The following is a 27,000-nucleotide window of genomic DNA, read 5'->3' on the forward strand; positions in this document are numbered from 1 at the left end:
CGGATACCCTATCCCCCTGTCCGCCTGAGTTTGTATCCGGTTCAGTTGAGGAAGAGGACCCTGACAAGGGCGGCAACCCCGGCGGCCCACAGCATGGAGGCCAGCGTGCCGATGATGAACCTCTCCGCGGCAACGGGTGTCTCCTTCAGTTCGGCGAAGCGCCCCAGGCCCTTGATTGCCACCACGTAGGCGATGGCCACGGGCTGGCCGGTGAGGATGGCCAGGCACACTGCCAGCCTTTCCAGGACGCCGATGATGGCACCGCCGCGCAGGATCCGCGTGCTGTGCGCCGGCGAACCGGCTGCCGCCGTGGCTGCCTTTCCCGTTTCGTCCCGGGTTTCGTCCGCGGCAATGGTGATCTCTCCGTCGACGGTCCCCCGGTCCGCCGTTACTTTGTCCGTCGCGTCCTTGTCTGATGTGACGTTGTCCACTGCTTTTTTGTCCACGGTGACGTCGGCGGAGGGATCGTCAGCCGACTCTTCGGCGGCCCGGTCGGCGGCAGCCTTGTCTTCGGCGGCCCTGGCCGCGTCCGCTTTGTCGTCGATGGTCCGCGCCAGCCGGAACACCAGGGCCGTGACCGGCCAGCCGGCGAAGCCTGCCGTCAGGAGGGCGAGCGTAATCCAAAGAGCGTTCACGTTTGTCCTTCCAGGACTGCGTCATGGGCCAGGGCCAGAAGCATCCCGGCGGCCGGCCTCGCCGCCCATTCTTCCTGCCAGCCGGACCTCAGCACGGCGCGGCTCACCGACTGCTCCGTGATTCCCAGTTTTGCGGCCGCAAGCTTCTGGGTGCCATGCCTGGCGGCCGAGTCCTGTTGCAGCGCCCGAAGGGTGTCCACGACTTTCCACTGGGCGTCCGTACGGTCCTGCACCAGGCGCCCGATGAGACGGAGGACCGCCTCGGCGTTCGCGCAGGCCTGGATGCCGCGCTCGGCCGCCGGCAGCGATGCGCCACCGCGGCGGAGACCGCCGGAAACCACGGACAACGGCACATGGGATGCAGCAGACTTGGCTTTCTCGACGGCCAGCCTGGCAGCAACGAACGCCGGCCCGGATCCTTCCCTCGGGCTCGCAGGCAGGGGGAGGTCAACGGCGCCCACTCCGATTCCCACGTACCACTGGCCGCTGCGCAGGGAGTGAAGTGCAATTTCGACTACTTCCGCCGGCTGTTCCACCACGCCCTGGACTTCGTCGCCGACGGAGCGTTCGAAGCGGCCGGCGGTTGAGATGCGGTGCAGCTCAGCCAGCAGGCCGGGCACCCGGTCCCTATCTCCCGTACTGCCCCGCTGGTCGATCGTGAGTACGTACATACCGCAAACATAATCGACTGATTATCTGATATCAATCATTTTCGGCTGATTCATACAAATCAGTCAAAAAAGGCTGATTATTGAATCCAAACCGCTGGAAGCTGATTATCCAAAGAGATTTACCGGCTTGACGATGTCCGCGTAGATCAGCAGCGCACTCATGCCCATCAGCAGCGCGGCCACCACGTAGGTCACCGGCAGGAGCTTGGCGATGTCAAACGCACCGGGGTCGGGCCGGCCGAAGAGCTTGGCCGCCCGCCGTCGGAAGCCTTCATAGAGCGCCCCGGCCACATGGCCCCCGTCCAGCGGCAGCAGCGGGACCAGGTTGAACACGGCGAGCGCGAAGTTCAGGCCGGCCAGCAGCCCCACCAGCGCAGCGAGCCTGGACTGCAGCGGGACCTCTTCCATGGCGGCCACTTCACCCGCCACGCGGCCCACACCCACCACGCTGATGGGTCCGTTGGGATCGCGGGGCTCTTCGCTGAAGGCCGCCTTGGCCACGCCCACCACCCGCGCGGGGAGGTTCAGGACGACGCCGGCCACCTGCTGGATGTTTTCCCCCGCCATGGGAAGAACGGATGACGCCGGCTGGGAGACAAGGGTGGTCTGGGCGCCGATCCCCAGGAAGCCGACTTCCTGGTACTGCAGGGTGCCGTTGGAATCAGTGGCCTGCCGGCCGTCTGCGCCGATGACCGGCCGGGCCGAGAGAACGGGGGTCACCGTAGTGGTGACGGGCGAGCCGTCCCGTTCCACCGTGATGCTGACTTCCCGGCCGGCGGAGGCCCGGATCCAGCCGGTGAGTTCGTCCCACTTAGTCACGGCCTTGCCGTCGAAGGACGTGATGGTGTCATTGGGCTTGAGCTGTGCCGCAGCCGCGGGAGTGGGCTTGCAGTCGGCGGAATCCGGATCCACGGTCTCCCCTGCCTTGACCTGGCATTTGGAGACGTCCGCAATGGTGGTGGTGGGTGTGCTGATCCCGAATCCCATCAACAGCACGGCCGTCAGCGCCACGCCGATCAGCAGGTTCATGGCGGGACCGCCGAGCATCACGATCACCTTCTTCCAGACCGGAAGCCGGTAGAAGACCCGCTTCTCGTCGCCGGGCCCCACTTCCTCGTGGGCCATGGAACGTGCCTCGGTGGCGAGGGTCTGGAACATCCCGGTGCTGGACGGACGCACGGTGCCGTCGTCCTTGTTCGGCGGGTACATGCCGATCATGGACACGTAGCCGCCCAGCGGGATGGCCTTGACCCCGTACTCGGTCTCCCCCTTGCGCTTGGACCACAGCGTGGGGCCGAAGCCGATCATGTACTTGGTGACCCGCACTTTGAACAGCTTGGCCGGAACCAGGTGGCCCACTTCATGCAGCGCGATGGAAATTGCGATGCCGATCGCCACAAAGACGACACCGAGGATGAAGAGAATGACGGGACTCATGCTTAGATCTGCTGCTTCCTAGAGACTGCTCACTGCTAAACGTTCGTGGGTGCGCGCTCGTGCCCACGTTTCAGCATCCAGCACGGACTCAACTGTCAGCCCGGAAGATCCTGGGTGTTCGCTGAGCACCGCTTCGATAGTATCCACAATGTCCGTGAACCGGATCCGGCCGGAGTGGAAGGCCGTCACGGCCTCTTCGTTGGCAGCATTGAAAACGGCGGGATAGGTGCTTCCCTGCTTGGCAGCGTCCTTGGCGAGCGCGACGGCGGGGAACGCCTCGGCGTCGAGCGGTTCGAAGGTCCAACTGGTTGCCTGGGTCCAATCGCACGGCGTGGCCGCGTTCGGGACACGGTCCGGCCATCCCAGCCCGAGGGCGATGGGCAGGCGCATGTCCGGCGGCGAGGCCTGGGCAATGATGGAGCCGTCCACGAACTGGACCATGGAATGGACCACGGACTGAGGGTGGACAACGACGTCGATGCGGTCCAGCGGGATGTCGAACAGCAGGTGCGCCTCGATCACTTCAAGGCCTTTGTTCACCAGGCTGGCGGAGTTGGTGGTGACCATCAGGCCCATGTCCCAGGTGGGGTGCGCCAGGGCATCCTGCGGCGAGACGTTGTGCAGTTCCTCGCGTGTCCTGCCGCGGAAGGGCCCGCCGGAGGCCGTCAGGATGAGCCGGTCCACCTCGGCAGCCGTGCCGGAACGCAGGCATTGTGCGATGGCCGAGTGCTCGGAATCCACCGGGACGATCTGGCCTTCCCGCGCGGCAGCCTTTACCAGGGCACCGCCGACGATCAGGGATTCCTTGTTGGCCAGTGCCAGGGTGGCGCCTGACTTCAAGGCCGCCAGCGTCGGTGCCAGCCCGATGGAGCCGGTGATGCCGTTGAGCACCACGTCCGCGTCGATCTCCGCAATCCTGGTGGAGGCATCCGGGCCGGTGATGATCTCGGGGCGGTAACCGGTGACGCCGGCCGCACGGGCGGCGTCGTCGATCAGTTCCTGCAGGACGGACGCATCGCCGCTGGCGGTGCCCACGGCCTTCGCCTTCGTGTGCACGGCCTGCCGGGCAAGGAGGTCAAGGTTGCCGCCGCCGGCACTCAGCGCCACCACCTCGAAAAGGTGCGGGGCGCCGTCGACGACGTCTATCGCCTGGGTGCCGATGGAACCGGTGGATCCGAGAAGAACGATTCTGCGTGGCTGCATCCGTTAAGTATCCCGCACGTGACTGGCCTGCCGGCGCCTGCGCGGCCTACCCGAAGGCCAGCTCCACCACGCCCTTGGTAATCGTGGATACGGCTCCCGTGTAGGCGATCACCACCACAATCCGGCGGACGGCCGCCGGCCGCACCCGCCCCGACAGCAGGTCTCCTGCGACGATTCCGAGCACCATGGCGACCAGGACCCCCAGCCACTGCCAGCCTTCGAGGGCGGGAACATGCCCGCCGGAAAAGAAGTACTTGGTCAGCAGCGAGGACAGGCCCGTGGTGACGAAGTAAGGCTGCAGGGTAGCGCCGAAGCTCTTCTGGTCCCAGCGCGTGGCGATGGCATAGGCAGTGATCGCCGGTCCGCCCACGCCTGCCGCGGCGTTCATCAGGCCGCTGGAAAACCCCAGGGACATCATGGGCACCGGCCCGCTGGCGCGCCAGGAACTCCGGGTCAGCCGCTGGGAAGCGAGCAGGGCGATGATGAGCAGCACACCGATGCAGATTTCCAGCGGCGCCTCGGGGACATTGCCGGCGAGCCAGGCACCCGGGGCCACGCCCACCACCGCGGAGGCGGCCAGGCCGGCGTAGCGCCGCCAGTTGACGTGCCGCCACACCCGGGACAGGACCAGCAGCGACGACGCCGCGCCGCAGAGGTTGATGATCATCACCCCGTCAAAGGGGCCAAGCAGCACCACCAGGACCGGCGATACGAGGAGGCCGAAGCCGAGGCCTGCAATACGCTGGGCCATCGCCCCGGCGACAACAGCGATGAGCACCAGCGCAAACATGGTTCGATCCTAGTGCTGCGGTGCATTGACGCCGCGGACGGCAGGCGTAACGTGAACAACGTGGAGTGGACCGCATGGTTCGACGCGCCGGAGTATGAGCTCGCCCGGCAGGTGCTGCAGCGCGGCATTGCCACGATCTTCTTCGTGGCGTTCCTCTCCTGCCTCAACCAGTTCCCCGCGCTGCTCGGCGAGCGCGGCCTGCTCCCGGTCCCCGACTACGTGGACAGCTTCAGGCGGCGCCGGCGGCCCAGCCTGTTCCTCTGGCTCTACTCGGACCGCCTGCTGCGGTGGGTCTGCTGGAGCGGCATGGCCATCGCGGCCACGATCGTAGCGGGGCTCCCCCAGATCGGGCCGCCATGGCTGCCAATGATCGCGTTCCTGTCCCTGTGGCTGCTGTACATGTCGATCGTGAACGTGGGCCAGACATTCTACGGGTTCGGCTGGGAAATGCTGTTGCTTGAAGCCGGGTTCATTGTGGCGTTCCTGGGTTCGGACCAGACTCCCCCGCCACGGACCATCCTGATCCTGCTGGCGTGGCTGCTGTTCAGGCTTGAGTTCGGTGCCGGAATGATCAAGATCCGCGGAGGCAGCGAATGGCGCGACCTGACCGCCCTGTACTACCACCACGAGACCCAGCCGATGCCCGGACCGTTAAGCCGCCAGGCGCACCTGCTCCCCAAGCCCCTGCACCGGATGGAGGTCCTGGGCAACCATTTCGCTCAGCTGGTGGTCCCGTTCTTCCTCTTCGCCCCGCAGCCGCTGGCCAGCATCGCCGCGGGCATCGTCATCTTTACCCAGCTGTGGCTCGTGGCGAGCGGGAACTTTGCCTGGCTCAACTGGATGGCCATCCTGCTGGCCTTCGCGGCCATCAGTGATCCGGTGGCCCACGCTGTGCTGCCCGTTATCCCGTTGGACTGGCACGCATCCGGTTCCGGCGCGGGCACCGGCGGTGCGCAGACCCCGGTGTGGTGGCTCGCCGTCGTCCTCGCCGTGACGCTGCTCCTGCTGGTCCTCAGCTACTGGCCTGTCCGGAACCTCCTCCAGCACCGGCAGCTCATGAACGCCAGCTTCAACCGCTGGCAGCTGGGCAACACGTACGGGGCCTTCGGCACCGTGACCAAAATGCGGATCGAGATCGTGGTGGAAGGGACCCTCGACGCCGAACCCGACGACGATTCCGACTGGCGGGAGTACGGTTTCCGGGGAAAGCCCGGCGACGTCCGCCGGCTGCCGCGCCAATGGGCCCCGTATCACCTCCGGCTGGACTGGCTTATGTGGTTCCTGCCCCTTCGCACCGTCCACGAGGAGTGGTTCTACGCCTTCCTGGCCAAGCTGCTGGAAGCTGACGAGCCGGTGCTCCGGCTCCTGCGCCAGGACCCGTTCGACGGCGCCCGCCCCCGGTGGGTGCGTGTGCACAGCTACCTCTACCGCTTCGCGAGCCGTGCGGAATACCGCGAAACAGGCCAGCGCTGGATCCGGACCCTGCTGTATGAAGCCATCCCGCCGCTGTCCCTCCCACCGGGGCACCGACGGCGCTGATGTTACACAGGCTTCAGGGCGTAGCGGCGCTCGGGACGGCCTGCACCGTACTTGAGCCGCACCTCCACCCTGGACTCGTCGTGGAGGTATTCGAGGTACCTGCGGGCACTGACCCGGGACGTGCCCAGCAGATCGGCCACTTCGGCGGCCGACAGGTCCGCCTCGGCGGAGTTGAGCACGTCCACCACGCGCTTGAGGGTTTCGGGGCTGCAGCCTTTGGGAAGGTGGGGCTCGGTGCGTTCGGCGCTTTCCAGCCCGAAGACCCGGTTGACGTCCGATTGCTCAGCAACGTCCTTGGCGAGGTCCAGGCCCTGGTAGGCGCTGCGGTAGTGCTCAAGGCGTTCCTGCAAGTCTGTCTGCGAGAACGGCTTGATCAGGTAGTGGACAATCCCGCCCCGCAGCGCACGGCGGACTGTCTCCACCTCTCGGGCGGCACTGATCACCAGCACGTCCAGTTCAGGCGCCGCCTCGCGGAGCCTGGTCATGAGGTCCAGCCCGTTGATATCGGGCAGGTGGATGTCCAGCAGGACCAGGTCAGGCTGCAGGCGGGCGGTTTCCACCATGGCCTGGGCTCCGGTGTGCGCAACCCCCACGACGGCGAATCCCGGCGTGCGCTGGATAAAGCCGGCATGGACTTTGGCCACCATGAAGTCGTCGTCGACGATCAGGACATTGATCATGGCTTGGCCACCTTTCCTTTGCCTGGCATCCGTTTCAGCGGCGCCCTTTTCAATCGTGCGGTGAAGACCGCACCGCCGTCGTTTGCCACGGCAAGCTCTCCGCCGCTGCGCCGGCACACGACACGCGAAAGCGCCAGGCCAAAGCCCCTGCCGCCCGCGGGTCCCGGCTTTTTGGTGGTGAAGCCCTGCCGGAAGATTTCTTCGGTAGCCGCAGCATCGATGCCCGGGCCGGTGTCCCGGACAGTAACCACCACTTCCTCGGGACTGTCCTCGACGAGGACCCGGACAGTCGCCTCCGCGGCCCCCGTGACGGCGTCGAGGGCGTTGTCCACGAGGTTACCCACCACAGTTGTCAGGTCCCGGGCGAGCTCGTCGTCAACCCGCTCCAGCGCAGACTGCGGGTCAAGCTGGAGGGTGACTCCCCGCTCTGTGGCGAGGCTGGACTTGGCGATCAGCAGGGCAGCCAGCGCCGGGTCCTGGATGCGGCTGGTCACCTCATCATTGAGCCTGGTCCGGTCCAGGGTGGCGCCATTAACGAACTGCACCACGGAATCGTACTCGCCGATCTGGATCAGGCCGGAAATGACGTGCAGCTGGTTGGCGAACTCATGGGCCTGCGCGCGCAGGGTATCGGTGGCGGTCCGGGTGGCGCCCAGTTCGCGCTCCAAGGACGAGAGTTCGGTCCGGTCTCGCAGGGTGGTGACGGAGCCGATGTCGCGGCCGCGGGAACGGATGGGCACGCGGTTCAGCACCACCAGGCGCTCGCCCACCAGCACCAGCTGGTCCGGACCTGGCTGCTCCCGGGTCAGGACGTCCTTCAGCGCAGGGTCCACCGGCAGGACCGCCAGGACCTTGCCTACGCAGTCCGCGGGCAGGCCCAGCAGTTCGCGGGCACTGTCATTGGCCACGGTGATGCGTTCGTGCGGGTCGAGAGCCACCACCCCCTCCTTCAGCCCATGCAGCATGGCCTCGCGGTTCTCCACCAGCCCGGTGATTTCGCTGGGTTCCATGCCCAGGGTCTGCCGCTTGACGCGGCGGGACAGCAGCAGCGAGCCTGCCACGCCCAACACGCTGGCCACTCCCAGATATGTGAGCAGGTTGGGTACGGCGTCACCCAGCCGCTCCCAGGTGGACGGGTAGTCCCGGCTGATGGAGGCGATGCCGATCATTTTTCCGGCGTCGTCGAGGACCGGGACGTGGGCGGACAGTACCGGGGCGGCATTGCCGTCCACCACGCCGGTCCACGCCCGCCCCTCCATCACGTGGCTCTCGCCCAGCTCCAGCGGACGGCCCAGCATTCCGGGGTCCGAAGAGGCCACTACCGTGCGGTCCAATCTGGCAAGGGCCACTTGCGCGGATCCGGAGACGGTGCGGACCGACTCCGCGACCGCCGGCAGGGCAGAGCCGCCGCGCGATTCGGCCGAAGGCAGCAGTGCACGGACGGTGGGGTTGTTGCCCAGCGCTTCCGCGGCCGACAGGGCGCGGCGGCCTTCGATCCGTTCAAAGGCCGCAGCGGACTGTGCCAGGGAGATGGCGACGACGGCCACAAGGACGGCCAGGACAATCAACAACTGCAGGACCAGGTATTGCCCGGCGAGGGACATTCCTCTTCGTCGAGTCACGTGCCGTCTTTCCTATTTTCTGAGTGCCGGTTCAGCCGGCTTCGTGAAACCAGAGGCCGGAGTGCGTGCGCGGGGCTCCCGATCCGCCGCGATGCGCTGAACTATACCCCACCCCGGAATGCCGGTACCCGGTCGGTTTCCAGGGCAGGCTCCGCGACGGTTGAGAACCGGAAACGTGAACGAAATGAACTTAACTTTCTCTGCGTACACAAGAGTGATGCCCGTCACTTTCGGGCCTAGCATCAAATCACCAGTCAGTTTTGCTGACCTGTTTTACCGAGAACTTTACTGAGAAGAGGAACACCATGCGCCAGATCCGCGCATTGCGAATTGCCGCCGTCGCCGCCGGTATCGCCCTGATGGCCACCGGCTGCGGTGCCACGGGAAAGAGCTCCACCGGCGGTGCCACCTCCGGCGCCCCTGCCGGCCCGCTGACCGGCCTCCAGATCATGGTCCCCAACACCCCCGGCGGCGGCTACGACACAACTGCCCGCGTCGCGGCCAAGGTTCTCGACGACGAGAAGGTCGCCACCAACACCGAAGTGTTCAACCTCGCCGGCGCAGGCGGAACTGTGGGCCTGGCCCGCATCGTCAACGAAAAGGGCAACGGCGACCTCGCCATGCTCATGGGGCTGGGCGTGGTGGGCGCGAGCTACACCAACAAGTCCGAATCCAAGCTGACAGACACCACGCCGCTGGCCAAGCTCATTGAAGAGCCCGGCGCCATCATGGTCAACAAGGATTCGCCCTACAAGACCATCGATGACCTGGTGACCGCCTGGAAGGCCAACCCCGGCTCCATCAGCGTGGGCGGAGGCTCCTCCCCGGGCGGCCCCGACCACCTGCTGCCCATGCAGCTCGCCGGAGCCGTGGGAATCGACGCCACCAAGGTGAACTTCGTCTCCTACGACGGCGGCGGAGACCTCCTGCCGGCCATCCTGGGCAACAAGGTGGGCTTCGCGGCCTCCGGCGCCGGCGAATACCTGCAGCAGATTCAATCCGGCGAGGTCCGCGTGCTGGCAACCAGCGGCGAGGAACGGCTGGACGGCGTGGATGCACCCACCCTGAAGGAGTCCGGCATCGACCTGGTGTTCACCAACTGGCGCGGCATGGTGGCCCCTCCGGGAATCAGCGACGCCGACAAGGCCAAGCTCATTTCGGCCCTCGAAAAGATGCACGGCACCGAGGCCTGGAAGGAAGCCCTCAAAACGCACAGCTGGTCCGATGCGTTCCTCACGGGCGATGAGTTCAAGACGTTCCTGACCGAGCAGGACAAGCGGGTGGCGGACGTCCTCACGAAGCTTGGCCTGACGTGAGCTCTTCACCAACTTTGGCCTCGCGGCTCAAAGGCCGCTCCGAGCTGGGGGTAGCCCTCCTGCTCGGAGCGGCGGGCGTCCTGGTCCTCGTGGACGCCATTGCCTTGGTAACCCCGTACTCCCAGTCGGATCCGGTGGGACCAAAGACCCTGCCGTACCTCGTGGCCGGTTTGCTGATCGTCTGCGCGATCATGTTGGCAGTCAACGTGCTGCGCGGCGGGCAGGGCGAAGCCGAAGGCGGGGAGGACGTGGACCTCACGCATCCCGCCGACTGGAAGACCGTCCTGCCCCTGGTGGGAGCCTTCGTCGCCAACATCCTGCTCATCGACTGGGCAGGATGGGTGATCTCCGGAACCGTCCTGTTCTGGGGCAGCGCGTGGGCCTTGGGAAGCCGACACTACATCCGTGACGGCATCATTGCCTTGGCCCTCTCCGTGCTGACCTTCTACGGCTTTTACCTGGGCCTCGGTATTCCGCTGCCCGCCGGCCTCCTGGAAGGGGTTCTCTGATGGATGTCTTCTCCTCCCTGATGGACGGCTTCGCCACCGCCCTGACCCCCATGAATTTCCTCTACGCCGTCATCGGAGTGCTTCTTGGCACCGCCGTCGGTGTACTCCCGGGCCTGGGTCCGGCCATGACCGTTGCCCTGCTGCTCCCGGTCACCTACGCCTTGGAGCCCACCAGCGCCTTCATTATGTTCGCCGGCATCTACTACGGCGGCATGTACGGCGGCTCCACCACCTCCATCCTGCTTAATACGCCGGGCGAATCCTCCTCGGTGGTCACAGCCATTGAAGGCAACAAGATGGCGAAAGCCGGAAGGGCCGCGCAGGCCCTGGCGACAGCGGCCATCGGCTCCTTCGTGGCCGGCACCATCGGCACCGCCCTGCTCGCAGTCTGCGCGCCGATCGTGGTGAAGTTTGCCGTCAGCCTTGGCTCGCCGAGCTACTTTGCCATTATGGTGCTTGCACTCCTGGCGGTGACCGCCGTCCTTGGATCATCCAGGCTGAGAGGCTTTGCCGCCCTGGGCCTGGGGCTTGCAATTGGCCTGGTGGGCATCGACTCCGTGACGGGCCAGCGCCGGCTCACGTTCGGCCAGCCCCTGCTGGCTGACGGCCTGGACATCGTGGTGGTTGCAGTGGCCATCTTCGCCGTGGGCGAGGCACTGTGGGTTGCCGCGCACCTGCGCCGCAACCCGCTGCAGGTCATACCGGTAGGCCGTCCGTGGATGGGCAAGAAGGACTGGAAACGGTCCTGGAAGCCCTGGCTCCGCGGAACGGCGTTCGGTTTCCCCTTCGGCGCGCTTCCGGCCGGCGGGGCCGAGATCCCCACATTCCTCTCCTATGTGACCGAGAAGCGCCTCAGCAAGCACCCCGAGGAGTTCGGCCACGGCGCCATCGAGGGTGTGGCCGGGCCCGAAGCAGCGAACAACGCTGCCGCCGCCGGCACCATGACACCCCTGCTTGCCCTGGGCCTGCCCACCAACGCCACTGCCGCCGTGATGCTGGCAGCGTTCACTTCCTACGGCATCCAGCCGGGGCCGCAGCTGTTCGCAAGCCAGGGGCCGCTGGTGTGGGCCCTGATCGCGAGCCTGTTCATCGGCAACTTCCTGCTCCTGCTCATCAACCTGCCGCTGGCACCGCTGTGGGCCAAGCTCCTGCAGCTGCCCAGGCCCTACCTCTACGCAGGGATCCTGTTCTTCGCCACGTTGGGCGCCTACTCGGTGAACCTTCAGGCATTCGACCTGGTCATCCTGCTGGCGCTCGGCGCCCTGGGGTTCATGATGCGCCGCTTCGGGCTCCCCGTGCTGCCGCTCATCCTTGGCGTGATCCTGGGGCCGCGGATCGAAGGCCAGCTGCGGAAGACGCTGCAGCTCAGCGCGGGCGACCCCGCTGGCCTCTGGAGCGAGCCGATCGCCGTCGGAATCTACATCCTCATCGCGCTCATCCTGCTGTGGCCCCTCCTGTTCAAGCTGTACCGGCGCAACCGCCCGGCTGCCACACCTGCGGGCATCCCGGTGACGTCCGGCTCGTCAGCGCCACGGGACGCCACCGGCAGCCACAGCCACAGCTCCCGCAGCGGCGGCGAGCCCAGCGACGGTGACGGCGACGGCTAGTTCCCCAGGCACAGCCCACCACCGGAACACACCAATCTGGAAGCACAGATAACACAGACGAAAAGGAGACACCATGACCATCGTTGTGGGCTACGTTCCAACACCAGAGGGCGAAGCCGCCTTTGACCAGGCCATCAAGGAGGCACGGAAGGCGCAGTCCAAACTGGTGGTCATCAATTCCTCCCGGGGCGACGCCCTGGTGGACAAGCGCTATGCCGGGGAAACCGAAATCGAGGGGATCGACCAGCGTCTCGGCAAGGAGGGCATCGAGCACATCATCCTCCAGCCGGTTCGCGGCCACGACGCCGCCATTGAGGTCCTGGAGGCGGCGGAGGCACACCAGGCCGACCTGATTGTGATCGGGCTGCGGCGGCGCACCCCCGTCGGCAAGCTGATCATGGGCAGCACCTCCCAGCGGATACTCCTGGAAGCGGACTGCCCGGTGCTGGCGGTGAAGGCGGGCTAAGCGATACAGCTGAACAAGCAGAGGCCGGGAGTCTTACGACTCCCGGCCTCTGCTTTGGTTCAGCACTGGTATTACCTAACTGCCTGTTCCCGTCGGCGCTCCCTAGCGGGCTGCCTTAGTGGACTGCCCGCCGCAGGGTGGATTCCGCGTGCTTCAGGATGGGCCCGTCGATCATTTTTCCGTTGAACTGGAACACGCCGCTCCCGGCCGCAGCGGCAGCCTCCAGGAGCTCTTTGGCCGCGGCGACGTCCGATTCCGCGGGAGCATAGGCGCCCCGGACGACGGCAACCTGGTTGGGGTGGATACAGGCCTTGGAACCGAATCCCGAGGCAACGGCGTCGCGTGACTCGGCGGCCAGCCCTTCGAGGTCGGGAATGTTGACGTACACCGAATCGATGGCCTCTTTGCCGAAGGCCCCGGCCGCCAGCAGCACGGTGGACCTGGCGTGCAGCGCCACTGCCCGGTAGCCGCCGTCGTCGTTCCTGCTGGAGGTCCCGCCGAGGGAAGCGAGCAGGTCCTCGGCACCCCACATCAGGCCCACCACGTTGGGTTCGGCGGCGATGGCGGCGGCGTTGAGTATTCCGGCGGCCGTCTCGCACAGCGCAATGACGCTGTAGCCCTCGAGCGCCTTGAGCTGGCCGGGGTTTTCGGCCTTGGCCAGCATCACGTGGCGGTACGGGGTGTGCTTGAGGCAGTGCAGGTCCTTCTCGAACTCGTCCGTTCCGGCCGGGTTGATCCTGATGATGGTGCGGCTCGGATCCAGCTCCGGAACGTCGCCGGTGGCACCAAGCTGGGCGAGGATGGCGCCGCGGGCACGCTGCTTGTCAGCCGGCGCGACGGCGTCCTCCAGGTCCACGATCACGGCGTCGGAACGCTCAGCGGCCTTCTGGTAACGCTCGGGACGGTCGGCGGGACAGAACAGCAGGGCGGGACCCATCAGGAAAGTCATGCTTAGATTGTCCTCTTTTCGGCGCTTTCTTTCTGCCCGGTTTCTTCCCCGGCAGCTGCGTGCGCCTCCCGCGTCCACATCAGGCAACTGCGTGTGGCCAGTGCCACCACCACGCCGTCCTGGTTCCGGCCTGTGTGCTGCATGGTCACGATTCCCTGCCCGGGCCTCGAGGACGACAGCCGTTTGCCCGTGATGACGGTCTCCGTGTACAGGGTGTCACCGTGGTACAGCGGGTGCGGAAAGGACACATCGGTCAGTCCCAGCTGCGCGATGATGGTCCCCTGCGTCAGCTGCGGCACGGACTGCCCCACCACCGTGGCCAGCGTGAACATCGAGTTCATCAGCCGCTGGCCGAAAGGCTGCCCGGCGCTCCAGGCCGCGTCGAGGTGCAGCGCCTGGGTGTTCATGGTCATGGTGGTGAAGAGGACATTGTCGGTTTCGGTGACCGTCCGGCCCGGCCGGTGGGCGTAGACAACTCCTTCTTCCAATTCGTCGAAGTAGAGGCCGCGCTGTTCAATCACGCGGGGCGTACCTTCCGGGTCCGCCGTCATACGGTCAGTTCCTGGTCTTCCTCGAAGAGCTCGGCGCCGGTGGCCGCGGCGACGTCTTCGGCCGTGACGTTGGGAGCCAGCTCCCTCAGTACCAGCCGGGACGAGCTGCCCTCGGTGACCACGTCGATGACGGCGAGGTCGGTGATGATCCGGTCCACGCACCCTTTGCCGGTCAGCGGCAGCGTGCACTTTTCCACGATTTTCGGATTTCCGTTGCGGTCCACGTGCTCCATCATCACGATCACCTTTTTGGCCCCGAACACCAGGTCCATGGCACCGCCCATACCCTTGACCATCTTGCCGGGGATCATCCAGTTGGCCAGGTCGCCGTTCTGCGCCACTTCCATGGCCCCCAGCACGGCCACGTCCACGTGCCCGCCCCGAATCATGCCGAACGAGGCTGCGGAGTCGAAGAACGCGGCGCCGTTGTTGACTGTGACGGTTTCCTTGCCGGCGTTGATCAGGTCCGGATCCACCTGGTCCTCGCCGGGGTACGGCCCGACGCCGAGGATGCCGTTTTCCGAGTGCAGGACCACTTCGACGCCGGCCGGAATGTAGTTCGGGATCAGCGTCGGCATCCCGATACCGAGGTTGACGTACTGCCCGTTGTGAAGTTCCAGGGCCACGCGTGCGGCCAGTTCATTGCGGGTCCAGCCTTTGGTCTCCGGACCGGTGTCCTCGGGATGCCCGACGGCGGACCGCCGGTATTCGTGGCGGACGGCCTCGGGGCGGGGCGGGGCTCCCGGTGTGGTGTTCGATTCCACGGCTATGCTCCTGCCTGCTCAGTTGCTTGCTGGCCAGTCCCCCGGGAGGGGTTGCCGGCGGCGGCCACTGCGACCGTCCGCTTCTCAATGCGCTTCTCCCCCTGGGGCGCGACGACCACCCGTTGGACAAAGATGCCGGGAACGTGGACGTGCTCCGGATCCAGCTCGCCGGGCTCCACCAGCTCCTCGACCTCCGCGATGGTGATCCGTCCGGCCATGGCGCACAGCGGGTTGAAGTTCATGGCCGTGGCGTGAAAGACGAGGTTTCCGTGCCGGTCGCCCTTCCACGCGTGAACGAGGCCGAAATCCGGGGTCAGCGATTCCTCCAGCACATAGTCGGCGCCGTTGAAGGTGCGGACTTCCTTGGGCGCGGAGGCGATGGCGATGCCGCCGTCGGCGTCGTACTTCTGCGGCAGGCCGCCGTCGGACACCTGGGTACCCACGCCGGCCGGCGTGTAGAACGCCGGGATGCCTGCGCCGCCGGCGCGCAGTTTCTCCGCGAGCGTCCCCTGCGGGGTCAGCACCACCTCGAGTTCGCCGGAAAGGTACTGCCGGGCGAATTCCTTGTTCTCCCCGACATAGGAGCTGATGGTGCGGCGGATCCGGCCGTCCTTCAGCAGGATCCCCAGCCCCCAGTCGTCGACGCCGCAGTTGTTGCTGACGGTTTCCAGGTCCCGGGTTCCGTGCCGGTGCAGTGCATCGATCAGGGCCACGGGAATGCCGCACAGTCCGAAACCTCCGACGGCGAGTGACGCGCCGTCGGGGATGTCGGCCACCGCGGCCTCGGCGCTGGCAACAACCTTGTCAATCATCGTCGATCCTTCCTGGTTACGCGCGCTGATTTGCTCCCGGGCGGGGTGCTAAAGGCCGAGTTCGCGGGCAATCAGCATCAGCTGCACCTCGGTGGTGCCCTCCCCCACTTCAAGGATCTTGGAGTCGCGGTAGTGGCGTGCCACAGTGAATTCGTTGATGAAGCCATAGCCGCCGAACACCTGGGTGGCGTCCCGCGCGTTGTCCATGGCTGCCTCACCTGCGACCATCTTAGCGATGGCCGCCTGGGTCTTGAACGGCTTCCCGGCAAGCATGCGCGCGGCGGCGTCGTAGTACGCCAGGCGTGCCGTGTGGGCGCGGGCCTGCATGCGGGCAATCTTGAAGGCGATGGCCTGGTATTTGCCGATGTTGTGGCCGAAGGCGCTGCGTTCCTTGGCGTATTTCACGGACAGGTCCACGCAGCCCTGCGCCGCCCCCGTGGCCAAGGCTGCGATGGCGATGCGGCCCTCGTCCAGGATGGAGAGGAAGTTCGCGTAGCCGCGGCCCTGCTCGCCGAGGAGGTTCGCCTCAGGGACGTGGACGTCCTTGAGCGTGAGCGGGTGCGTGTCCGAGGCGTTCCAGCCCACCTTGTTATACGCCTTCTCCGCCTTGAACCCGGGCGTGTCGGTGGGCACCAGGATGGTGGAGATTTCCTTCTTGATGCTGCCGTCCTTGCGCTCATGCTTGGCGGTTACGGCCGTCACGGTAACCAGGCGGGTGATGTCGGTGCCGGAGTTGGTGATGAACTCCTTGTTGCCGTTGATGATCCAGGTCTTTTCGCCTCCGACGACCTCGAGCCGGGCAGTGGTCTTGGTCCCGCCCGCATCTGAACCTGCTTCCGGTTCCGTCAGGCCGAAGCCGGCGAGCGCCTTGCCGGAAGCCAGGGACGGCAGCCATTCCTCCTTCTGGGCGTCGGTGCCGAACCGGTACACGGGCATGGCGCCAAGGGAGACGCCGGCTTCCAGGGTGATGGCCACGGACTGGTCCACCCGGCCCAGCTGCTCCAGCGCCAGGGCCAGCGCGAAGTAGTCCCCGCCCATGCCGCCGAATTCTTCCGGGAAGGGGAGGCCGAAGAGGCCCATGTCGGCCATCTTGGAGACGACCTCGTACGGGAAGCTGTGTTCCTCGTCGTGTTTTGCGGAAACCGGGGCCACCACTTCGTCGGCGAATTCGCGGACGGTGTTGCTGAGGTCCTGGTATTCCTCGCTGAGCTCAAAATCAGCCATGTTGGGACTTCCTTGTCTTGACTTTGTCACGGGTCTGTTGGGTGGGGTGAATGGTTTTGTTGCGGGGCGGGCGGGCTAGTCTCCCGTGCCCATGGCGATGACGGATTCCTCCACCGCGTCCTCCGCTGCGTCCTCCGCCACGGGCGGGCCGGATACGTGGACAGTGGCCAGCACCTGGTCTGCCTTGACCAGGTCGCCTGCCTTCGCGCTGATGTGCACCGTCCCGTCCTGGGGAGCCACCAACTGGTGTTCCATTTTCATGGCCTCCACGGAAAGGAGCACCTGTCCTTCATCCACGTGGTCGCCGTCGCTGACGGAGACGGACACCACTGTCCCCGGCATGGGTGAGCGGACTTGGGGGTCGGCCGCGCCTTCCTCACGCTGGATCGCTGCAACGACGCGGGCCAGCCGTGTCTCGCGGGTGAGGACCTCGAGCCGGCACGACCAGCCGTCGTTGCCGAGGAAGAGTTCCGTGGGGAGGCCCGGCTCCGGGTTGCTCCAGTTCGGCGTGGCGGGGCCGCTGTAGACCGGGGCAAACGAGTAGGTCCTCGTCTGCCCGTCCAGTGTGACCTCGGCACGGCGGCGGCTTGAGAAGTCCACGGAGGCGGTCCGCCACGGGCCGCCGTTCACCGACACGGCAGGCTCACCAGCTCCCCCCTCGCCTGCAGCCGTCTGTCGCAGCGCCACCGTGGCGACACCGCCGTCGGACGTTCCCAGGCTGATCCTGCGCGGCGCGTGCCCACCGGGCCGCCACCCGTCTTTCCGTTGCCACACCCCCGCGGGAGGTTCGTGCCTCTCCTGCTCCGCTTCGCGCGCTGCGACGAACAGGGCGGCGGCAACAACCTCGAAGTCGCCTACGCGGCGGAAGGCGAAGTCCGGCATCTTTCGCTCGATCAGCCCGGTGTCCAGGCGGCCGGCGCGGACGTCGGCGTCGTTGATGAGCAGGCGCAGGTATTCGACGTTGGTGTCCACGCCCAGCGCGGTGTACCCGGCGAGCGCCGCGTCCAGTGTGTCGAGGGCAGCCGTGCGATCCTTTCCCCAGGCGATGACCTTGGAGATCATCGGGTCGTAGCTGGAGGAGATCTCCAGGCCTTCGAGCAGCGCCGAGTCCACGCGGACTTTGCCCTCTGCGTAAGCGGGGAGTTCGTCCAGCAGTCGCACGGTTCCGGTGGACGGCAGGAAGTTCCGCTCCGGAATTTCGGCGTAGACGCGTGCTTCCACGGCATGGCCGGTAAGCACGACGTCGTCCTGGCGGACGGTGAGTTCCTCACCGGCGGCGATCCGCACCTGCCATTCGACCAGGTCGATCCCGGTGACCATCTCGGTAACCGGATGCTCCACCTGCAAGCGGGTGTTCATCTCCATAAAGAAGAACTCGTCCGGGGCGTTGTCCGAGACCAGGAACTCCACGGTTCCGGCGCCGCTGTAGTGGACGCTCCTGGCTGCCTGGCAGGCCGCTTCGCCGATCCTTGCCCGGGTGGCGCCGCCGTCGTTCAGCGAATCCAGCAGCGGCGACGGTGCTTCCTCAATCACTTTCTGGTGGCGGCGCTGCAGCGAGCACTCGCGCTCCCCCAGGTGGATGACGTTGCCGTGGTTGTCAGCCAGGACCTGCACCTCGATGTGCCGCGGGGCGAGCACGAGCCGCTCCAGGAAGAGGGTGTCGTCGCCGAACGCGCTCGCCGCGACCCGGCGGGCGGTGGCCAGCGTGGCTTCCAGCTCCTCGGCGCGTTCCACAACGTGCATGCCCTTTCCGCCGCCGCCCGCGGACGGTTTGATCAGCAGCGGGAACCCGACGCCGGCTGCGGCCTCGATGAGCTGCGCGTCCGTCATCCCGGGCTCGGCAACGCCCGGGACAACCGGGACGCCGTAGCCCGTCACATGGTTCTTGGAGCGGATCTTGTCGCCCATCACGTTCAGGGATTCCACGCCGGGGCCGATGAAGGTGATGCCGGCCGCTTCGAGGGCGCGGGCGAAGTCGACGTTTTCGCTCAGGAAGCCGTAGCCGGGGTGCACTGCTTCGGCGCCGGTTTCGCGGCAGGCCTGGATGATGGCCTCGATCTTGAGGTAGCTCTCGGAAGCGGCCGCCGGGCCGATCCGTACGGCGACGTCGGCTTCGCGCACGTGGCGGGCGCCGGCGTCGGCGTCGCTGTACACCGCCACCGAACGGATGCCCAGGGCACGCAGGGTGCGGATCACTCGGCACGCGATTTCGCCGCGGTTGGCAACGAGGACGGTGTTGAACAGCGGCTTCTGCCGGGGTGTGGAAAGAATGGTCGGCGAAGAATCGGTCATGGCTGGCTCACATCCGGAAAAGGCCGAAGGAGGTCTCCGGCAGCGGGGTGCGGGAGACGACGTCGAGCGCCAGTCCCAGGACGGTGCGGGTGTCCGCGGGGTCGATCACGCCGTCGTCCCAGAGGCGGGCGGTGGAATAGTAGGGGCTGCCCTGGTCCTCGTACTGCTGTTTGATGGGGGCCTTGAACGCTTCCTCGTCCTCGGCGGACCATTCCTCGCCGCGGGCCTCGTACTGGTCCCGTTTGACGGTGGCGAGCACGCTGGAGGCCTGGTTGCCGCCCATCACCGAGATCCGGGAGGCCGGCCACATCCACAGGAAACGCGGCGAGTAGGCACGGCCACACATCGAGTAATTGCCGGCGCCGAAGGATCCGCCGATCACCACGGTCAGCTTGGGCACGCGCGCGGTGGCGACGGCGGTGACCATCTTCGCTCCGTTCTTCGCGATGCCGCCCTGCTCGTAGTCCTTGCCGACCATAAATCCGGAGAGGTTCTGCAGGAAGACCAGCGGGATGCCGCGCTGGTCGCAGAGCTCGATGAAGTGGGCTCCCTTGAGCGAGGATTCGCTGAAGAGCACCCCGTTGTTGGCCACGATGCCCACGGGGTGGCCGTGCAGCTTCGCGAAGCCGGTGACGAGGGTGGTGCCGTAGTTCTTCTTGAACTCGTGGAAGCGGCTGCCGTCCACCAGCCGCGCGATGACCTCGCGGACGTCGTACTGGGCGTTGACGTCCGTGGGGACGGCGCCGTAGAGCTCGGCGGGGTCCGCGAGCGGTTCGACCACGGTGTCGATATCCCAGGCCGCGGCGGCCGGCTTCGGCAGGGTGGAGACGATGTCCCGGACGATCTGGAGGGCATGCTCATCGTTCTCGGCCAGGTGGTCGGTGACGCCGGAGATTTTCGAGTGGACGTCACCGCCGCCGAGCTCCTCCGCCGTGACGATTTCGCCGATCGCGGCCTTCACCAGCGGCGGACCGCCCAGGAAGATGGTGCCCTGGTTGCGGACGATGACGGTTTCGTCGCTCATGGCGGGCACGTAGGCGCCGCCGGCGGTGCAGGACCCCATCACGGAGGCGATCTGCGGGATCTTCGCGGCAGACATCTTCGCCTGGTTGAAGAAGATCCGGCCGAAGTGCTCCTTGTCCGGAAAGACCTCATCCTGCTTCGGCAGGAAGGCACCGCCCGAGTCCACCAGATAGATGCACGGCAGCCGGTTCTCCAGCGCGATCTCCTGCGCACGGAGGTGCTTCTTGACCGTCATCGGATAGTAGGTGCCGCCCTTAACGGTGGCGTCATTGGAGATCACCAGCACCTGGCGACCGTGGACCAGGCCGATCCCGGCAATCACTCCGGCGCCCGGGGAATCGTCGTTGTACATCCCGGTGGCCGCGAGCGGCGCGATTTCGAGGAACGGGCTGCCGTCGTCGAGCAGCCGGTCGATGCGCTCGCGTGGCAGCAGTTTTCCACGGGCCACATGCCGTTCCCGGGACTTCTCCGGACCGCCGAGCGCTGCCTGGGCGAGCCTGTCCTTCAGCTCGTTTGCAAGTGCCAGCTGGGCTTGCCGGTTGGTGGCGTAGGCTGCGCTGCCGGTGTCCACCAGGCTGGCGATTGTCTCCATTGACTGCTTCCGTTCCCGGACGCCCTGGCAAGGCCGTCCTGAGCGATTCGGTTAGTACCGCATAACTGAGATTTAGGTTAGTCTCTATTAACTGTGATGTCCAACACGCGCTTGCATTGCTAGGATTTGCAGTTCCAAGGAGGAAATGTGCCGATCATCGAGCGCGACCAGGCGAGCGGGCGCGGCCCGGCGGACCAGCGAGTTCAGACAACCCAACGCAGCCAGGCCAAAGAGAGCCGGCGCCAGGCGCTGCTGTCCTCAGCCGCCACCCTTTTTGCCCTTAACGGCTTCAACCGCGTTTCGCTTGAGGACCTGGGCGCCGCAGCAGGCGTCAGCGGCCCCGCCGTCTACCGTCATTTCGCCGGCAAGCAGGCGGTCCTGGGGGCGCTGCTGCTCAGCGTGAGCCAGGAACTGCTGGAAGGCGGGCGCCGGGTGGCGGCAGATGCCGGCGACCCCGCTGCGGCGCTGGCTCGCCTGGTTCAGTTCCACGTTGACTTCGCCCTGAGCAACCCGGACGTCATCCGGGTCCAGGACCGCGACTTCAGCAATCTCTCCGACAACGACCAGGCCGAGGTCCGCACCCTGCAGCGCAACTACGTGGAGCTGTGGGTTGAAGTGCTGCAGGAGTTGCACGGGGGCACGGACACTGCGGAACTCCGGATGCGCGCCCATGCGGCTTTCGGACTCATCAACTCCACGCCGCACTCGGTCCGCAGCCATGGCCGGCGCGTCGCCGTGAAGTCCGCCCGGCCGCTGCTGGAGAGCATGGCCCTCGCGGCCCTCCTGGTGACGGCCAGCCCGGTACCCGGCGAGTAGACGCACAGCTGCCGGCTGCTCGTTCCCCTCGGCACCCCGGCTCGCGGCCCAACCGGGGCACTTAGACACGGACACGCCGAAAACCTGTGGGGCCGCCGTCGTAAATCGACATCAAAGTGCCCTACGACAGCCGACCCTCGCGCCCGCCGGCTGCGGCACAGGAAAACCGCGGCCCGAGAAGGGCGCGACCCAAGAAAGCTGGCGGCTGCCCGTTCCCCTCGGAACGGACAGCCGGCAGCTGTGGTGTATCAGCTAGACCATTGCCAGGACCATGCCGGGATCAGCCAGGATGGCCCCGATGTCCGCAAGGAAGCGGGACCCCTGCTCGCCGTCGACCAGCCGGTGGTCGAAGGACAGGCTGAGCGTCATGACCTGGCGGAGGGCGACCTCGTCCTTGTACTCCCATGGCATTTTCCGCACGGCTCCCATAGCCAGGATGGCCGCTTCGCCGGGGTTGAGGATCGGCGTGCCGGCGTCGATGCCGAACACTCCGATGTTGGTAATGGAAATGGTGCCGCCGGAGAGCTCGGCGGGACTGGTCTTGCCGGCGCGGGCAGTTTCCGTCAGGCCCGTAAGCGCCGTGGACAGCTCGGTCAGGGACATCCGGTCGGCGTCCTTGATGTTCGGCACTGTCAGTCCCCGGGGAGTCGCCGCAGCAATCCCCAGGTTCACATAGTTGAACTGCACGATCTCCTGGCTGGCTTCCTCCCACCGCGAATTCAGCGACGGCTGGCGGCGCAAGGCAATCAGCAGTGCCTTGGCCACGAGGGTCAACGGAGTCAGCTTGAAACCCTCAAACGCCCGGCTGGCCTTGAGCCGGGCCAGCAGCTCCATCGTGGGGGTGACATCGACGGTCAGGAATTCCGTGGCGTGCGGTGCCGTGAAGGCACTGGACACCATAGCCGCAGCGGTCAGTTTCCGGACACCCTTGATGGGCGTCCGCGTTTCACGCTCACCCTGGATGATGCCGCCGACGCCGGCTGCCGGAGCCGCCCCGGCCGGAGCACCAACCGCAGTACGGTCTCCCCCGCCGGCAAAGTTCTGCACGTCCTCGCGCGTGATCAGCCCGCCGGCGCCCGTGCCGGTCACGGCCGTGAGCTCAACGCCCAGGTCCTTGGCCAGCTTCCGCACTGGCGGTGTGGAGCGCGGACGCTCGTCCGCGTTTGTTGGGGCAGTTTCGGCCGGGGCCGTGGGTTCGACGCGTTCAGCCGCCGCGGTGGCGACTGGCCCGGCAACCGGCGCCGCGGCCGGAGCTGGGGCCTGAGCAGCGGCCGGAGCAGCGGCCGGAGCAGCGACAGTGCGGGCACGCCGCGTTGGCCGGCCGGAGGCTTCGACGATGGCGCCGTACCCCACGAGGTTGGGCTCGCGTTTGGCGGTCTCCGCCTGAGCCGGACCGCCGGCGGAGGGCCCGCCGTCGTCGCCCTCCACCTCGAAGGAAACGATCGGCTTGCCCACCTCCACCACTGTTCCCGGCTGTTCGTGCAGGGCGGTGATCACACCGGCGAATGGCGACGGCAGTTCAACGACGGCCTTCGCCGTCTCCACTTCCGCAATGACCTGGTTCAGGGCAACGGTGTCGCCCACGGCAACTTTCCAGCTGAGGATTTCCGATTCCGTCAGCCCTTCGCCGAGGTCCGGGAGCCTGAATTCCTTGATCATGGCGGCGCTCATCCTTCCAGCCCGCTGAGGGAGTTGGGGCGGCCCAGGGCACGGTCCACGCCGTCAAGGATCCTGTCGAGGCTTGGCAGATGATGCGATTCGAGCTTGGAGTACGGGTACGGGACGTCGAAACCGGTGACCCGGACGGGGGCGGCTTCCAGGTGATAGAAGCAGCGTTCCGTGATGCTGGCGGCCACCTCGGCGCCGAGCCCGCCGGATTGCCCGGCTTCATGCGTGATCACCAGGCGGCCCGTCTTGCGCACCGAGGCTTCCAGCGTTGCGAAGTCCAGCGGGGCCAGCGAGCGCAGGTCGATGACCTCGATCGAGACGCCGTCGTCCGCGGCGGCCAGGGCGGCGTCCTTGGCTGTCTTGACCAGCGGACCGTAGGCGACGAGCGTGACGTCCTTGCCCTCAGCCACCACACGCGCCTTTTCCATTGACAGCGCGGTGGCCGGATCGATCGACTCATCAACCTCCCCCTTGTCGTGGTAGCGGCGCTTCGGCTCGAAGTACAGCACCGGGTCGTCCGAGGCGATGGCTTGCTGGATCATGGTGTGGGCGTCCTGCGGGTTGGAGACGCTGACCACGCGCAGTCCGGACGTGTGGGTGAAGTACGCCTCGGGAGACTCCGAGTGGTGCTCCGGGGATCCGATGCCGCCGCCGAACGGGACGCGCACGGTGATGGGCATCTTCACGGCCCCCTGGGTCCGGTAATGGATTTTGGCCACCTGGGACACGATCTGGTCGAACGCCGGGTAGATGAACCCGTCGAACTGGATTTCCACCACCGGCCGGTAACCACGGTAGGCAAGGCCGACGGCGGTGCCCATGATGGCGGACTCGGCGAGCGGTGTGTCCACAACGCGGTGTTTGCCGAAGTCCTTCTGCAGGCCGTCGGTCACGCGGAAGACGCCGCCGAGGGTGCCGATGTCCTCGCCCATCAGGATGACTTTGGGGTCGTTTTCGAGGGATTTGCGGAGGCCGGAGTTAATCGCCCGGGCAAAGGTCATTTGCGTCATCAGCGAGCACCTTCTTCTGAGTGGGTCCCTGCGGGATCGCCGAAGGAAGCCAGGTAGCGGGAGTAGTGGTCCTCCTGGCGGTCCAGCCAGGAATTGGGGGTGCTGTAGACATGCTTGAAGATGTCCAGGGGCTCCGGGTCGGGCATGTTGATGCAGCCGGCCCGCATCTGGCGCGCCACGGCGTCGGCTTTGGCAGCCACCCGCGCTTCGAGCTGCACCGTGAGCAGGCCCTTGCGTTCCAACAGGCCCTTGACGCGGGCAATCGGATCCTTGGCCGCCCAGTCTTCCAGTTCGTTGGCATCCCGGTATCGGGTGGGGTCGTCGGCCGTAGTGTGCGGGCCCATCCTGTAGGTGACTGCTTCGATGAACGTGGGGCCGCCGCCGTGGCGGGCCCGTTCGAGTGCCTCGCGCGTCGCTGCCATCACGGCAAGGACGTCATTGCCGTCCACCCGGATGCTGGGAATCCCGAATCCTGCCGCGCGGTCGGCGATTTTGATGTGGGACTGCAGGCGAACCGGCTCGGAAATGGCCCAGTGGTTGTTGGAGCAGAAGAAGATCACCGGGGACTGGAAGCTGGCTGCGAAGACCATGGCCTCGTTGACGTCTCCCTCGCTGGTGGCGCCGTCGCCGAAATACGTGATGGCCACGGAGTCGGCGCCGTCGTTCTGGATGCCCATGGCATAGCCGGTCGCGTGAAGCGTTTGGGCGCCGATGATGATCTGCGGCGTGGCCATGTTGACGGTGAAGGGATCCCAGCCCGCCGAGGCGTTACCCCTCCAGACCTTGACGATGTCGGCAAGATCCACGCCGCGGCAGTACGCGACGCCGTTCTCGCGGTAGCTGGAGAATACGAAGTCATCGTCGCGGAGTGACCTCGCCGAGCCTATCTGGGCTGCCTCCTGGCCCAGGAGCGGCGGCCACAGGCCGAGTTCCCCCTGGCGCTGGAGGGCGGTCGCTTCGGTGTCGATCCGCCGGATGACCACCAGGTCCTCGTAAAGGAAACCCAGCTGCTCGTCGCTGACATCCTGGACCCAGGCGTCGTACTGAGGATGACTGACGCGCTCACCCCCGGGAGTGATCAGTTGGACCAGGCTCTCGCCTGTCCCGCCGTGATGTCCTGCACTGTTGTCCGGGCCGCCGGCGGCGATGCCGCCCTGACCCAACTCGTCTGTAAACACAGTTGCACGCAACCTTCATACGTCGTGTCACCAGCGCTCAAAGGACTCGTGATCCCCGTGCACGCCAGCCGCCCGGGCGCCGTTGCCCCGGATATTTGTGACGATACTCACAATGCTCAATGGGTACAACCACTGCCAAAAAAACTGAGCAGAATGCACTGTTTGAGGACCCGCGGCCGTGCTAGCCTTCGCATTATGCAACCTTTGGATGGCACTGACACCCGGCTCCTTTCCGCCCTCGCAAGGGACCCGAAGCGGACGGTGGTGGCCCTGGCGCAGAAACTGGGGCTGTCCCGCAACACGGTGCAGGCCAGGATGGCCCAGCTGGAGAAGAAGCACGTCTTCCTGTCCTTCGAGCGGCGGATCAGTCCGGCGGCCCTGGGATACCCGCTCATGGCGTTTATCTCTGTCCACGTGCAGCAGCAGAAGCTTGGCCAGCTGGCAGTGGACCTGGCCGGCATTCCGGAAATCCTGGAGGGCTACGGACTGACCGGTTCGGCGGACCTCCTGCTACGGGTGGTGGCGCTGGACGCGGAGGACCTTTTTCGCATCAACGGCAAGATCCTGGCCTGTGAAGGGGTGGACCGGACGGACACGGCGCTTGCCATGGGAGAGCTCATCCCGTTTCGCATCCAGCCGCTGCTTGAGCGCGGCTCCGCCGAAGGGTAGGCGTTCGCCCGGACCGGATGGCTCCCGGGCCCGTTGGCACCCCGGGCCGGATACCGGGGCGGTCGGATAGCCAGGCACAGTGGGCCGGGGTTATAGGCTGGGGTCCAGTTGAACGAATCGCGGCCGTGAACGGCCCGTGCAATCAGGCAGTGGCCAAGCGGCCTGCCGGAAAGGCTTGATCTTGAGCAATCCTCAGGAACCGTACCAGCCGGCCCAACCGGACGCCGGCGAGCGGCGCCGGCGGCAGCCGCCTCCAGTACCGCAGTATGGACCCCGGCCAGGAGTCCCAGGACAACCGCCTGTCCCGCCCCATGCACCCTCGGGTCAGCAGCCGCCGGCACCGCCGTACGGTGCGCCCGGAGCTCCGGGGCAGCCGCCTGTCCCCCCATATGGGGAACCGCAGTACGGGCAGCCGCAGTACGGGCAGCCGCAGTACGGCCAGCCACAGTACGTGAACCCGCAGCACGGAGCTGCGCAGTATGCTGCCCCCGGGCCGTACGGCACACCGGACCAGCAGCCGCCGGCCCGGAACCGCAAAAAATGGATATTGCTGGGCATTGCGGGTGGCGTGCTGCTCCTTGTCATCGCGGGAGGGGTGTTCGTGTTCAACCTCGTGGGCGGCGCAACGAACAAGGCCAGGAACCTCGCCGACGATTTCACGCAGCTGGTCATCGCCGGAGACACCGACAAAGCCTACGACGACTTCCTCGACCCGGCCCTTCAGGAACAACTCTCCAAGGAGCAGTTCGCGGCCGGAGTCAAGACCCTCGAACTGAATGACACGTGCAAGCCGACGTACAACGACCTCAAGGTGAGCAGCGAAAACGGCAACAACACGGCCGACGTCGCGGGGGTCATCGGCTGCGACGGCAAGGAAGTGGATCTGGCCTACAGCTTCGACAGCGATCGGGATATGAAGATGATCAACATCAAACTCAGGCCCCGGGCCTGAGCCCACAGCACTACACAAAACAGGA

General features: G+C 66.4%; 25 protein-coding genes. 8 read left to right on the forward strand and 17 right to left on the reverse strand.

The features are described 5' to 3' along the window. Positions 1-41: 41 nt before the first annotated feature. The 5 genes from CXQ91_RS03375 to CXQ91_RS03395 all read right to left on the reverse strand — a co-directional run bounded on the left by CXQ91_RS03375 (position 42) and on the right by CXQ91_RS03395 (position 4,736). Entirely contained in the window at positions 42-635 is a 594-nt protein-coding gene (locus tag CXQ91_RS03375) for a hypothetical protein (protein ID WP_104172519.1), read from the reverse strand. Next, positions 632-1,306, reverse strand: a complete 675-nt coding sequence (locus CXQ91_RS03380; RefSeq protein WP_104172520.1) for a MarR family transcriptional regulator — start codon at positions 1,304-1,306, stop codon at positions 632-634. Before CXQ91_RS03380 ends, CXQ91_RS03375 begins: the two co-directional genes overlap by 4 nt. Positions 1,307-1,411: 105 nt before the next feature. After that, positions 1,412-2,743, reverse strand: a complete 1,332-nt coding sequence (locus CXQ91_RS03385; RefSeq protein WP_104172521.1) for an RIP metalloprotease — start codon at positions 2,741-2,743, stop codon at positions 1,412-1,414. 18 nt (positions 2,744-2,761) lie between these two features. Then, complete coding sequence (gene dxr, locus CXQ91_RS03390) at positions 2,762-3,946, reverse strand: 1-deoxy-D-xylulose-5-phosphate reductoisomerase (RefSeq protein WP_104172522.1); 1,185 nt, start codon at positions 3,944-3,946, stop codon at positions 2,762-2,764. Between the two features lie 46 nt (positions 3,947-3,992). Beyond that, positions 3,993-4,736, reverse strand: a complete 744-nt coding sequence (locus CXQ91_RS03395) for a sulfite exporter TauE/SafE family protein (protein ID WP_104172523.1) — start codon at positions 4,734-4,736, stop codon at positions 3,993-3,995. Between the two features lie 60 nt (positions 4,737-4,796). Here CXQ91_RS03395 and CXQ91_RS03400 point away from each other — a divergent pair, with 60 nt between their 5' ends. Continuing rightward, entirely contained in the window at positions 4,797-6,275 is a 1,479-nt protein-coding gene (locus CXQ91_RS03400; RefSeq protein ID WP_104172834.1) for a lipase maturation factor family protein, read from the forward strand. 2 nt (positions 6,276-6,277) lie between these two features. On the opposite strand, the gene CXQ91_RS03405 is transcribed toward CXQ91_RS03400, so the two are convergent. Together CXQ91_RS03405 and CXQ91_RS03410 are read right to left on the reverse strand one after the other, a co-directional pair. Further along, positions 6,278-6,955, reverse strand: a complete 678-nt coding sequence (locus tag CXQ91_RS03405) for a response regulator (protein ID WP_104172524.1) — start codon at positions 6,953-6,955, stop codon at positions 6,278-6,280. Then, positions 6,952-8,559, reverse strand: coding sequence for a sensor histidine kinase (locus CXQ91_RS03410; RefSeq protein WP_104172525.1), 1,608 nt, complete (start codon positions 8,557-8,559; stop codon positions 6,952-6,954). The genes CXQ91_RS03405 and CXQ91_RS03410 overlap by 4 nt, the downstream gene beginning before the upstream one ends. 323 nt (positions 8,560-8,882) lie before the next feature. Between CXQ91_RS03410 and CXQ91_RS03415 the strand changes: the two genes are divergently transcribed. The 4 genes from CXQ91_RS03415 (at position 8,883) to CXQ91_RS03430 (ending at position 12,475) form a co-directional block, all read left to right on the forward strand. Then, the gene (locus tag CXQ91_RS03415) at positions 8,883-9,893 is read left to right on the forward strand and encodes a tripartite tricarboxylate transporter substrate binding protein (RefSeq protein WP_104172526.1); all 1,011 of its coding nucleotides are present in this window, start codon (positions 8,883-8,885) and stop codon (positions 9,891-9,893) included. Next, the gene (locus CXQ91_RS03420) at positions 9,890-10,402 is read left to right on the forward strand and encodes a tripartite tricarboxylate transporter TctB family protein (RefSeq protein ID WP_104172527.1); all 513 of its coding nucleotides are present in this window, start codon (positions 9,890-9,892) and stop codon (positions 10,400-10,402) included. Before CXQ91_RS03415 ends, CXQ91_RS03420 begins: the two co-directional genes overlap by 4 nt. Continuing rightward, positions 10,402-12,009 (forward strand): tripartite tricarboxylate transporter permease, encoded by a 1,608-nt coding sequence (locus CXQ91_RS03425; protein ID WP_104172528.1) that lies wholly within the window; start codon positions 10,402-10,404, stop codon positions 12,007-12,009. Before CXQ91_RS03420 ends, CXQ91_RS03425 begins: the two co-directional genes overlap by 1 nt. A gap of 73 nt (positions 12,010-12,082) precedes the next feature. Beyond that, positions 12,083-12,475 carry a universal stress protein gene (locus CXQ91_RS03430; RefSeq protein WP_104172529.1) on the forward strand — a complete coding sequence of 131 codons (393 nt, stop codon included), beginning with the start codon at positions 12,083-12,085 and terminating at the stop codon, positions 12,473-12,475. A 115-nt stretch (positions 12,476-12,590) separates the two neighbouring features. Here the strand turns inward: CXQ91_RS03430 and CXQ91_RS03435 are convergent, their stop codons facing one another. The 7 genes from CXQ91_RS03435 to CXQ91_RS03465 all read right to left on the reverse strand — a co-directional run bounded on the left by CXQ91_RS03435 (position 12,591) and on the right by CXQ91_RS03465 (position 20,682). Then, positions 12,591-13,424 (reverse strand): CoA ester lyase, encoded by an 834-nt coding sequence (locus CXQ91_RS03435; protein ID WP_104172530.1) that lies wholly within the window; start codon positions 13,422-13,424, stop codon positions 12,591-12,593. Between the two features lie 2 nt (positions 13,425-13,426). Continuing rightward, complete coding sequence (locus CXQ91_RS03440; protein WP_104172531.1) at positions 13,427-13,975, reverse strand: MaoC family dehydratase; 549 nt, start codon at positions 13,973-13,975, stop codon at positions 13,427-13,429. Beyond that, complete coding sequence (locus tag CXQ91_RS03445; protein ID WP_104172532.1) at positions 13,972-14,739, reverse strand: CoA transferase subunit B; 768 nt, start codon at positions 14,737-14,739, stop codon at positions 13,972-13,974. The genes CXQ91_RS03440 and CXQ91_RS03445 overlap by 4 nt, the downstream gene beginning before the upstream one ends. A gap of 2 nt (positions 14,740-14,741) precedes the next feature. Further along, complete coding sequence (locus CXQ91_RS03450; protein WP_104172533.1) at positions 14,742-15,551, reverse strand: CoA transferase subunit A; 810 nt, start codon at positions 15,549-15,551, stop codon at positions 14,742-14,744. A gap of 48 nt (positions 15,552-15,599) precedes the next feature. Next, positions 15,600-16,775 carry an acyl-CoA dehydrogenase family protein gene (locus tag CXQ91_RS03455; protein WP_104172534.1) on the reverse strand — a complete coding sequence of 392 codons (1,176 nt, stop codon included), beginning with the start codon at positions 16,773-16,775 and terminating at the stop codon, positions 15,600-15,602. A 75-nt stretch (positions 16,776-16,850) separates the two neighbouring features. Beyond that, the gene (locus CXQ91_RS03460; RefSeq protein ID WP_104172535.1) at positions 16,851-19,067 is read right to left on the reverse strand and encodes a biotin carboxylase N-terminal domain-containing protein; all 2,217 of its coding nucleotides are present in this window, start codon (positions 19,065-19,067) and stop codon (positions 16,851-16,853) included. 7 nt (positions 19,068-19,074) lie between these two features. Next, positions 19,075-20,682 carry a carboxyl transferase domain-containing protein gene (locus tag CXQ91_RS03465; RefSeq protein ID WP_104172536.1) on the reverse strand — a complete coding sequence of 536 codons (1,608 nt, stop codon included), beginning with the start codon at positions 20,680-20,682 and terminating at the stop codon, positions 19,075-19,077. A 147-nt stretch (positions 20,683-20,829) separates the two neighbouring features. Between CXQ91_RS03465 and CXQ91_RS03470 the strand changes: the two genes are divergently transcribed. After that, the gene (locus CXQ91_RS03470; protein WP_374953617.1) at positions 20,830-21,498 is read left to right on the forward strand and encodes a TetR/AcrR family transcriptional regulator; all 669 of its coding nucleotides are present in this window, start codon (positions 20,830-20,832) and stop codon (positions 21,496-21,498) included. A 252-nt stretch (positions 21,499-21,750) separates the two neighbouring features. On the opposite strand, the gene CXQ91_RS03475 is transcribed toward CXQ91_RS03470, so the two are convergent. The 3 genes from CXQ91_RS03475 to pdhA are packed head-to-tail and all read right to left on the reverse strand — an operon-like array spanning position 21,751 to position 25,354. Continuing rightward, positions 21,751-23,169 carry a dihydrolipoamide acetyltransferase family protein gene (locus CXQ91_RS03475; protein ID WP_104172537.1) on the reverse strand — a complete coding sequence of 473 codons (1,419 nt, stop codon included), beginning with the start codon at positions 23,167-23,169 and terminating at the stop codon, positions 21,751-21,753. Further along, a complete protein-coding gene (locus CXQ91_RS03480; RefSeq protein ID WP_104172538.1) occupies positions 23,166-24,176 on the reverse strand; it encodes an alpha-ketoacid dehydrogenase subunit beta in 1,011 nt (336 codons plus the stop codon). The genes CXQ91_RS03475 and CXQ91_RS03480 overlap by 4 nt, the downstream gene beginning before the upstream one ends. Then, the gene (gene pdhA, locus CXQ91_RS03485) at positions 24,176-25,354 is read right to left on the reverse strand and encodes a pyruvate dehydrogenase (acetyl-transferring) E1 component subunit alpha (protein WP_104172539.1); all 1,179 of its coding nucleotides are present in this window, start codon (positions 25,352-25,354) and stop codon (positions 24,176-24,178) included. Before pdhA ends, CXQ91_RS03480 begins: the two co-directional genes overlap by 1 nt. A gap of 195 nt (positions 25,355-25,549) precedes the next feature. On the opposite strand from pdhA, the gene CXQ91_RS03490 reads away from it, so the two are divergent. Then, positions 25,550-26,023, forward strand: a complete 474-nt coding sequence (locus CXQ91_RS03490) for an Lrp/AsnC family transcriptional regulator (protein ID WP_104172540.1) — start codon at positions 25,550-25,552, stop codon at positions 26,021-26,023. A 451-nt stretch (positions 26,024-26,474) separates the two neighbouring features. Next, positions 26,475-26,975: a hypothetical protein gene (locus CXQ91_RS03495; protein ID WP_258073834.1), complete on the forward strand. Its 501-nt coding sequence runs from the start codon at positions 26,475-26,477 to the stop codon at positions 26,973-26,975. The last annotated feature ends 25 nt before the right edge of the window (positions 26,976-27,000 follow it).

The sequence above is a fragment of the Arthrobacter sp. Y81 genome, from assembly GCF_002929335.1.
In the GTDB taxonomy this organism is placed as follows: Bacteria; Actinomycetota; Actinomycetes; order Actinomycetales; family Micrococcaceae; genus Arthrobacter.

Bases quoted from the DNA above. Each gene is read 5' to 3' on its own strand.
- CXQ91_RS03380 (WP_104172520.1), bottom strand. From the start codon at position 1,306: ATGTACGTACTCACGATCGACCAGCGGGGCAGTACGGGAGATAGGGAC.
- CXQ91_RS03385 (WP_104172521.1), bottom strand. From the start codon at position 2,743: ATGAGTCCCGTCATTCTCTTCATCCTCGGTGTCGTCTTTGTGGCGATC.
- dxr (WP_104172522.1), bottom strand. From the start codon at position 3,946: ATGCAGCCACGCAGAATCGTTCTTCTCGGATCCACCGGTTCCATCGGC.
- CXQ91_RS03395 (WP_104172523.1), bottom strand. From the start codon at position 4,736: ATGTTTGCGCTGGTGCTCATCGCTGTTGTCGCCGGGGCGATGGCCCAG.
- CXQ91_RS03405 (WP_104172524.1), bottom strand. From the start codon at position 6,955: ATGATCAATGTCCTGATCGTCGACGACGACTTCATGGTGGCCAAAGTC.
- CXQ91_RS03410 (WP_104172525.1), bottom strand. From the start codon at position 8,559: ATGTCCCTCGCCGGGCAATACCTGGTCCTGCAGTTGTTGATTGTCCTG.
- CXQ91_RS03415 (WP_104172526.1), top strand. From the start codon at position 8,883: ATGCGCCAGATCCGCGCATTGCGAATTGCCGCCGTCGCCGCCGGTATC.
- CXQ91_RS03425 (WP_104172528.1), top strand. From the start codon at position 10,402: ATGGATGTCTTCTCCTCCCTGATGGACGGCTTCGCCACCGCCCTGACC.
- CXQ91_RS03430 (WP_104172529.1), top strand. From the start codon at position 12,083: ATGACCATCGTTGTGGGCTACGTTCCAACACCAGAGGGCGAAGCCGCC.
- CXQ91_RS03435 (WP_104172530.1), bottom strand. From the start codon at position 13,424: ATGACTTTCCTGATGGGTCCCGCCCTGCTGTTCTGTCCCGCCGACCGT.
- CXQ91_RS03440 (WP_104172531.1), bottom strand. From the start codon at position 13,975: ATGACGGCGGACCCGGAAGGTACGCCCCGCGTGATTGAACAGCGCGGC.
- CXQ91_RS03450 (WP_104172533.1), bottom strand. From the start codon at position 15,551: ATGATTGACAAGGTTGTTGCCAGCGCCGAGGCCGCGGTGGCCGACATC.
- CXQ91_RS03455 (WP_104172534.1), bottom strand. From the start codon at position 16,775: ATGGCTGATTTTGAGCTCAGCGAGGAATACCAGGACCTCAGCAACACC.
- CXQ91_RS03460 (WP_104172535.1), bottom strand. From the start codon at position 19,067: ATGACCGATTCTTCGCCGACCATTCTTTCCACACCCCGGCAGAAGCCG.
- CXQ91_RS03465 (WP_104172536.1), bottom strand. From the start codon at position 20,682: ATGGAGACAATCGCCAGCCTGGTGGACACCGGCAGCGCAGCCTACGCC.
- CXQ91_RS03475 (WP_104172537.1), bottom strand. From the start codon at position 23,169: ATGAGCGCCGCCATGATCAAGGAATTCAGGCTCCCGGACCTCGGCGAA.
- CXQ91_RS03480 (WP_104172538.1), bottom strand. From the start codon at position 24,176: ATGACGCAAATGACCTTTGCCCGGGCGATTAACTCCGGCCTCCGCAAA.
- CXQ91_RS03490 (WP_104172540.1), top strand. From the start codon at position 25,550: ATGCAACCTTTGGATGGCACTGACACCCGGCTCCTTTCCGCCCTCGCA.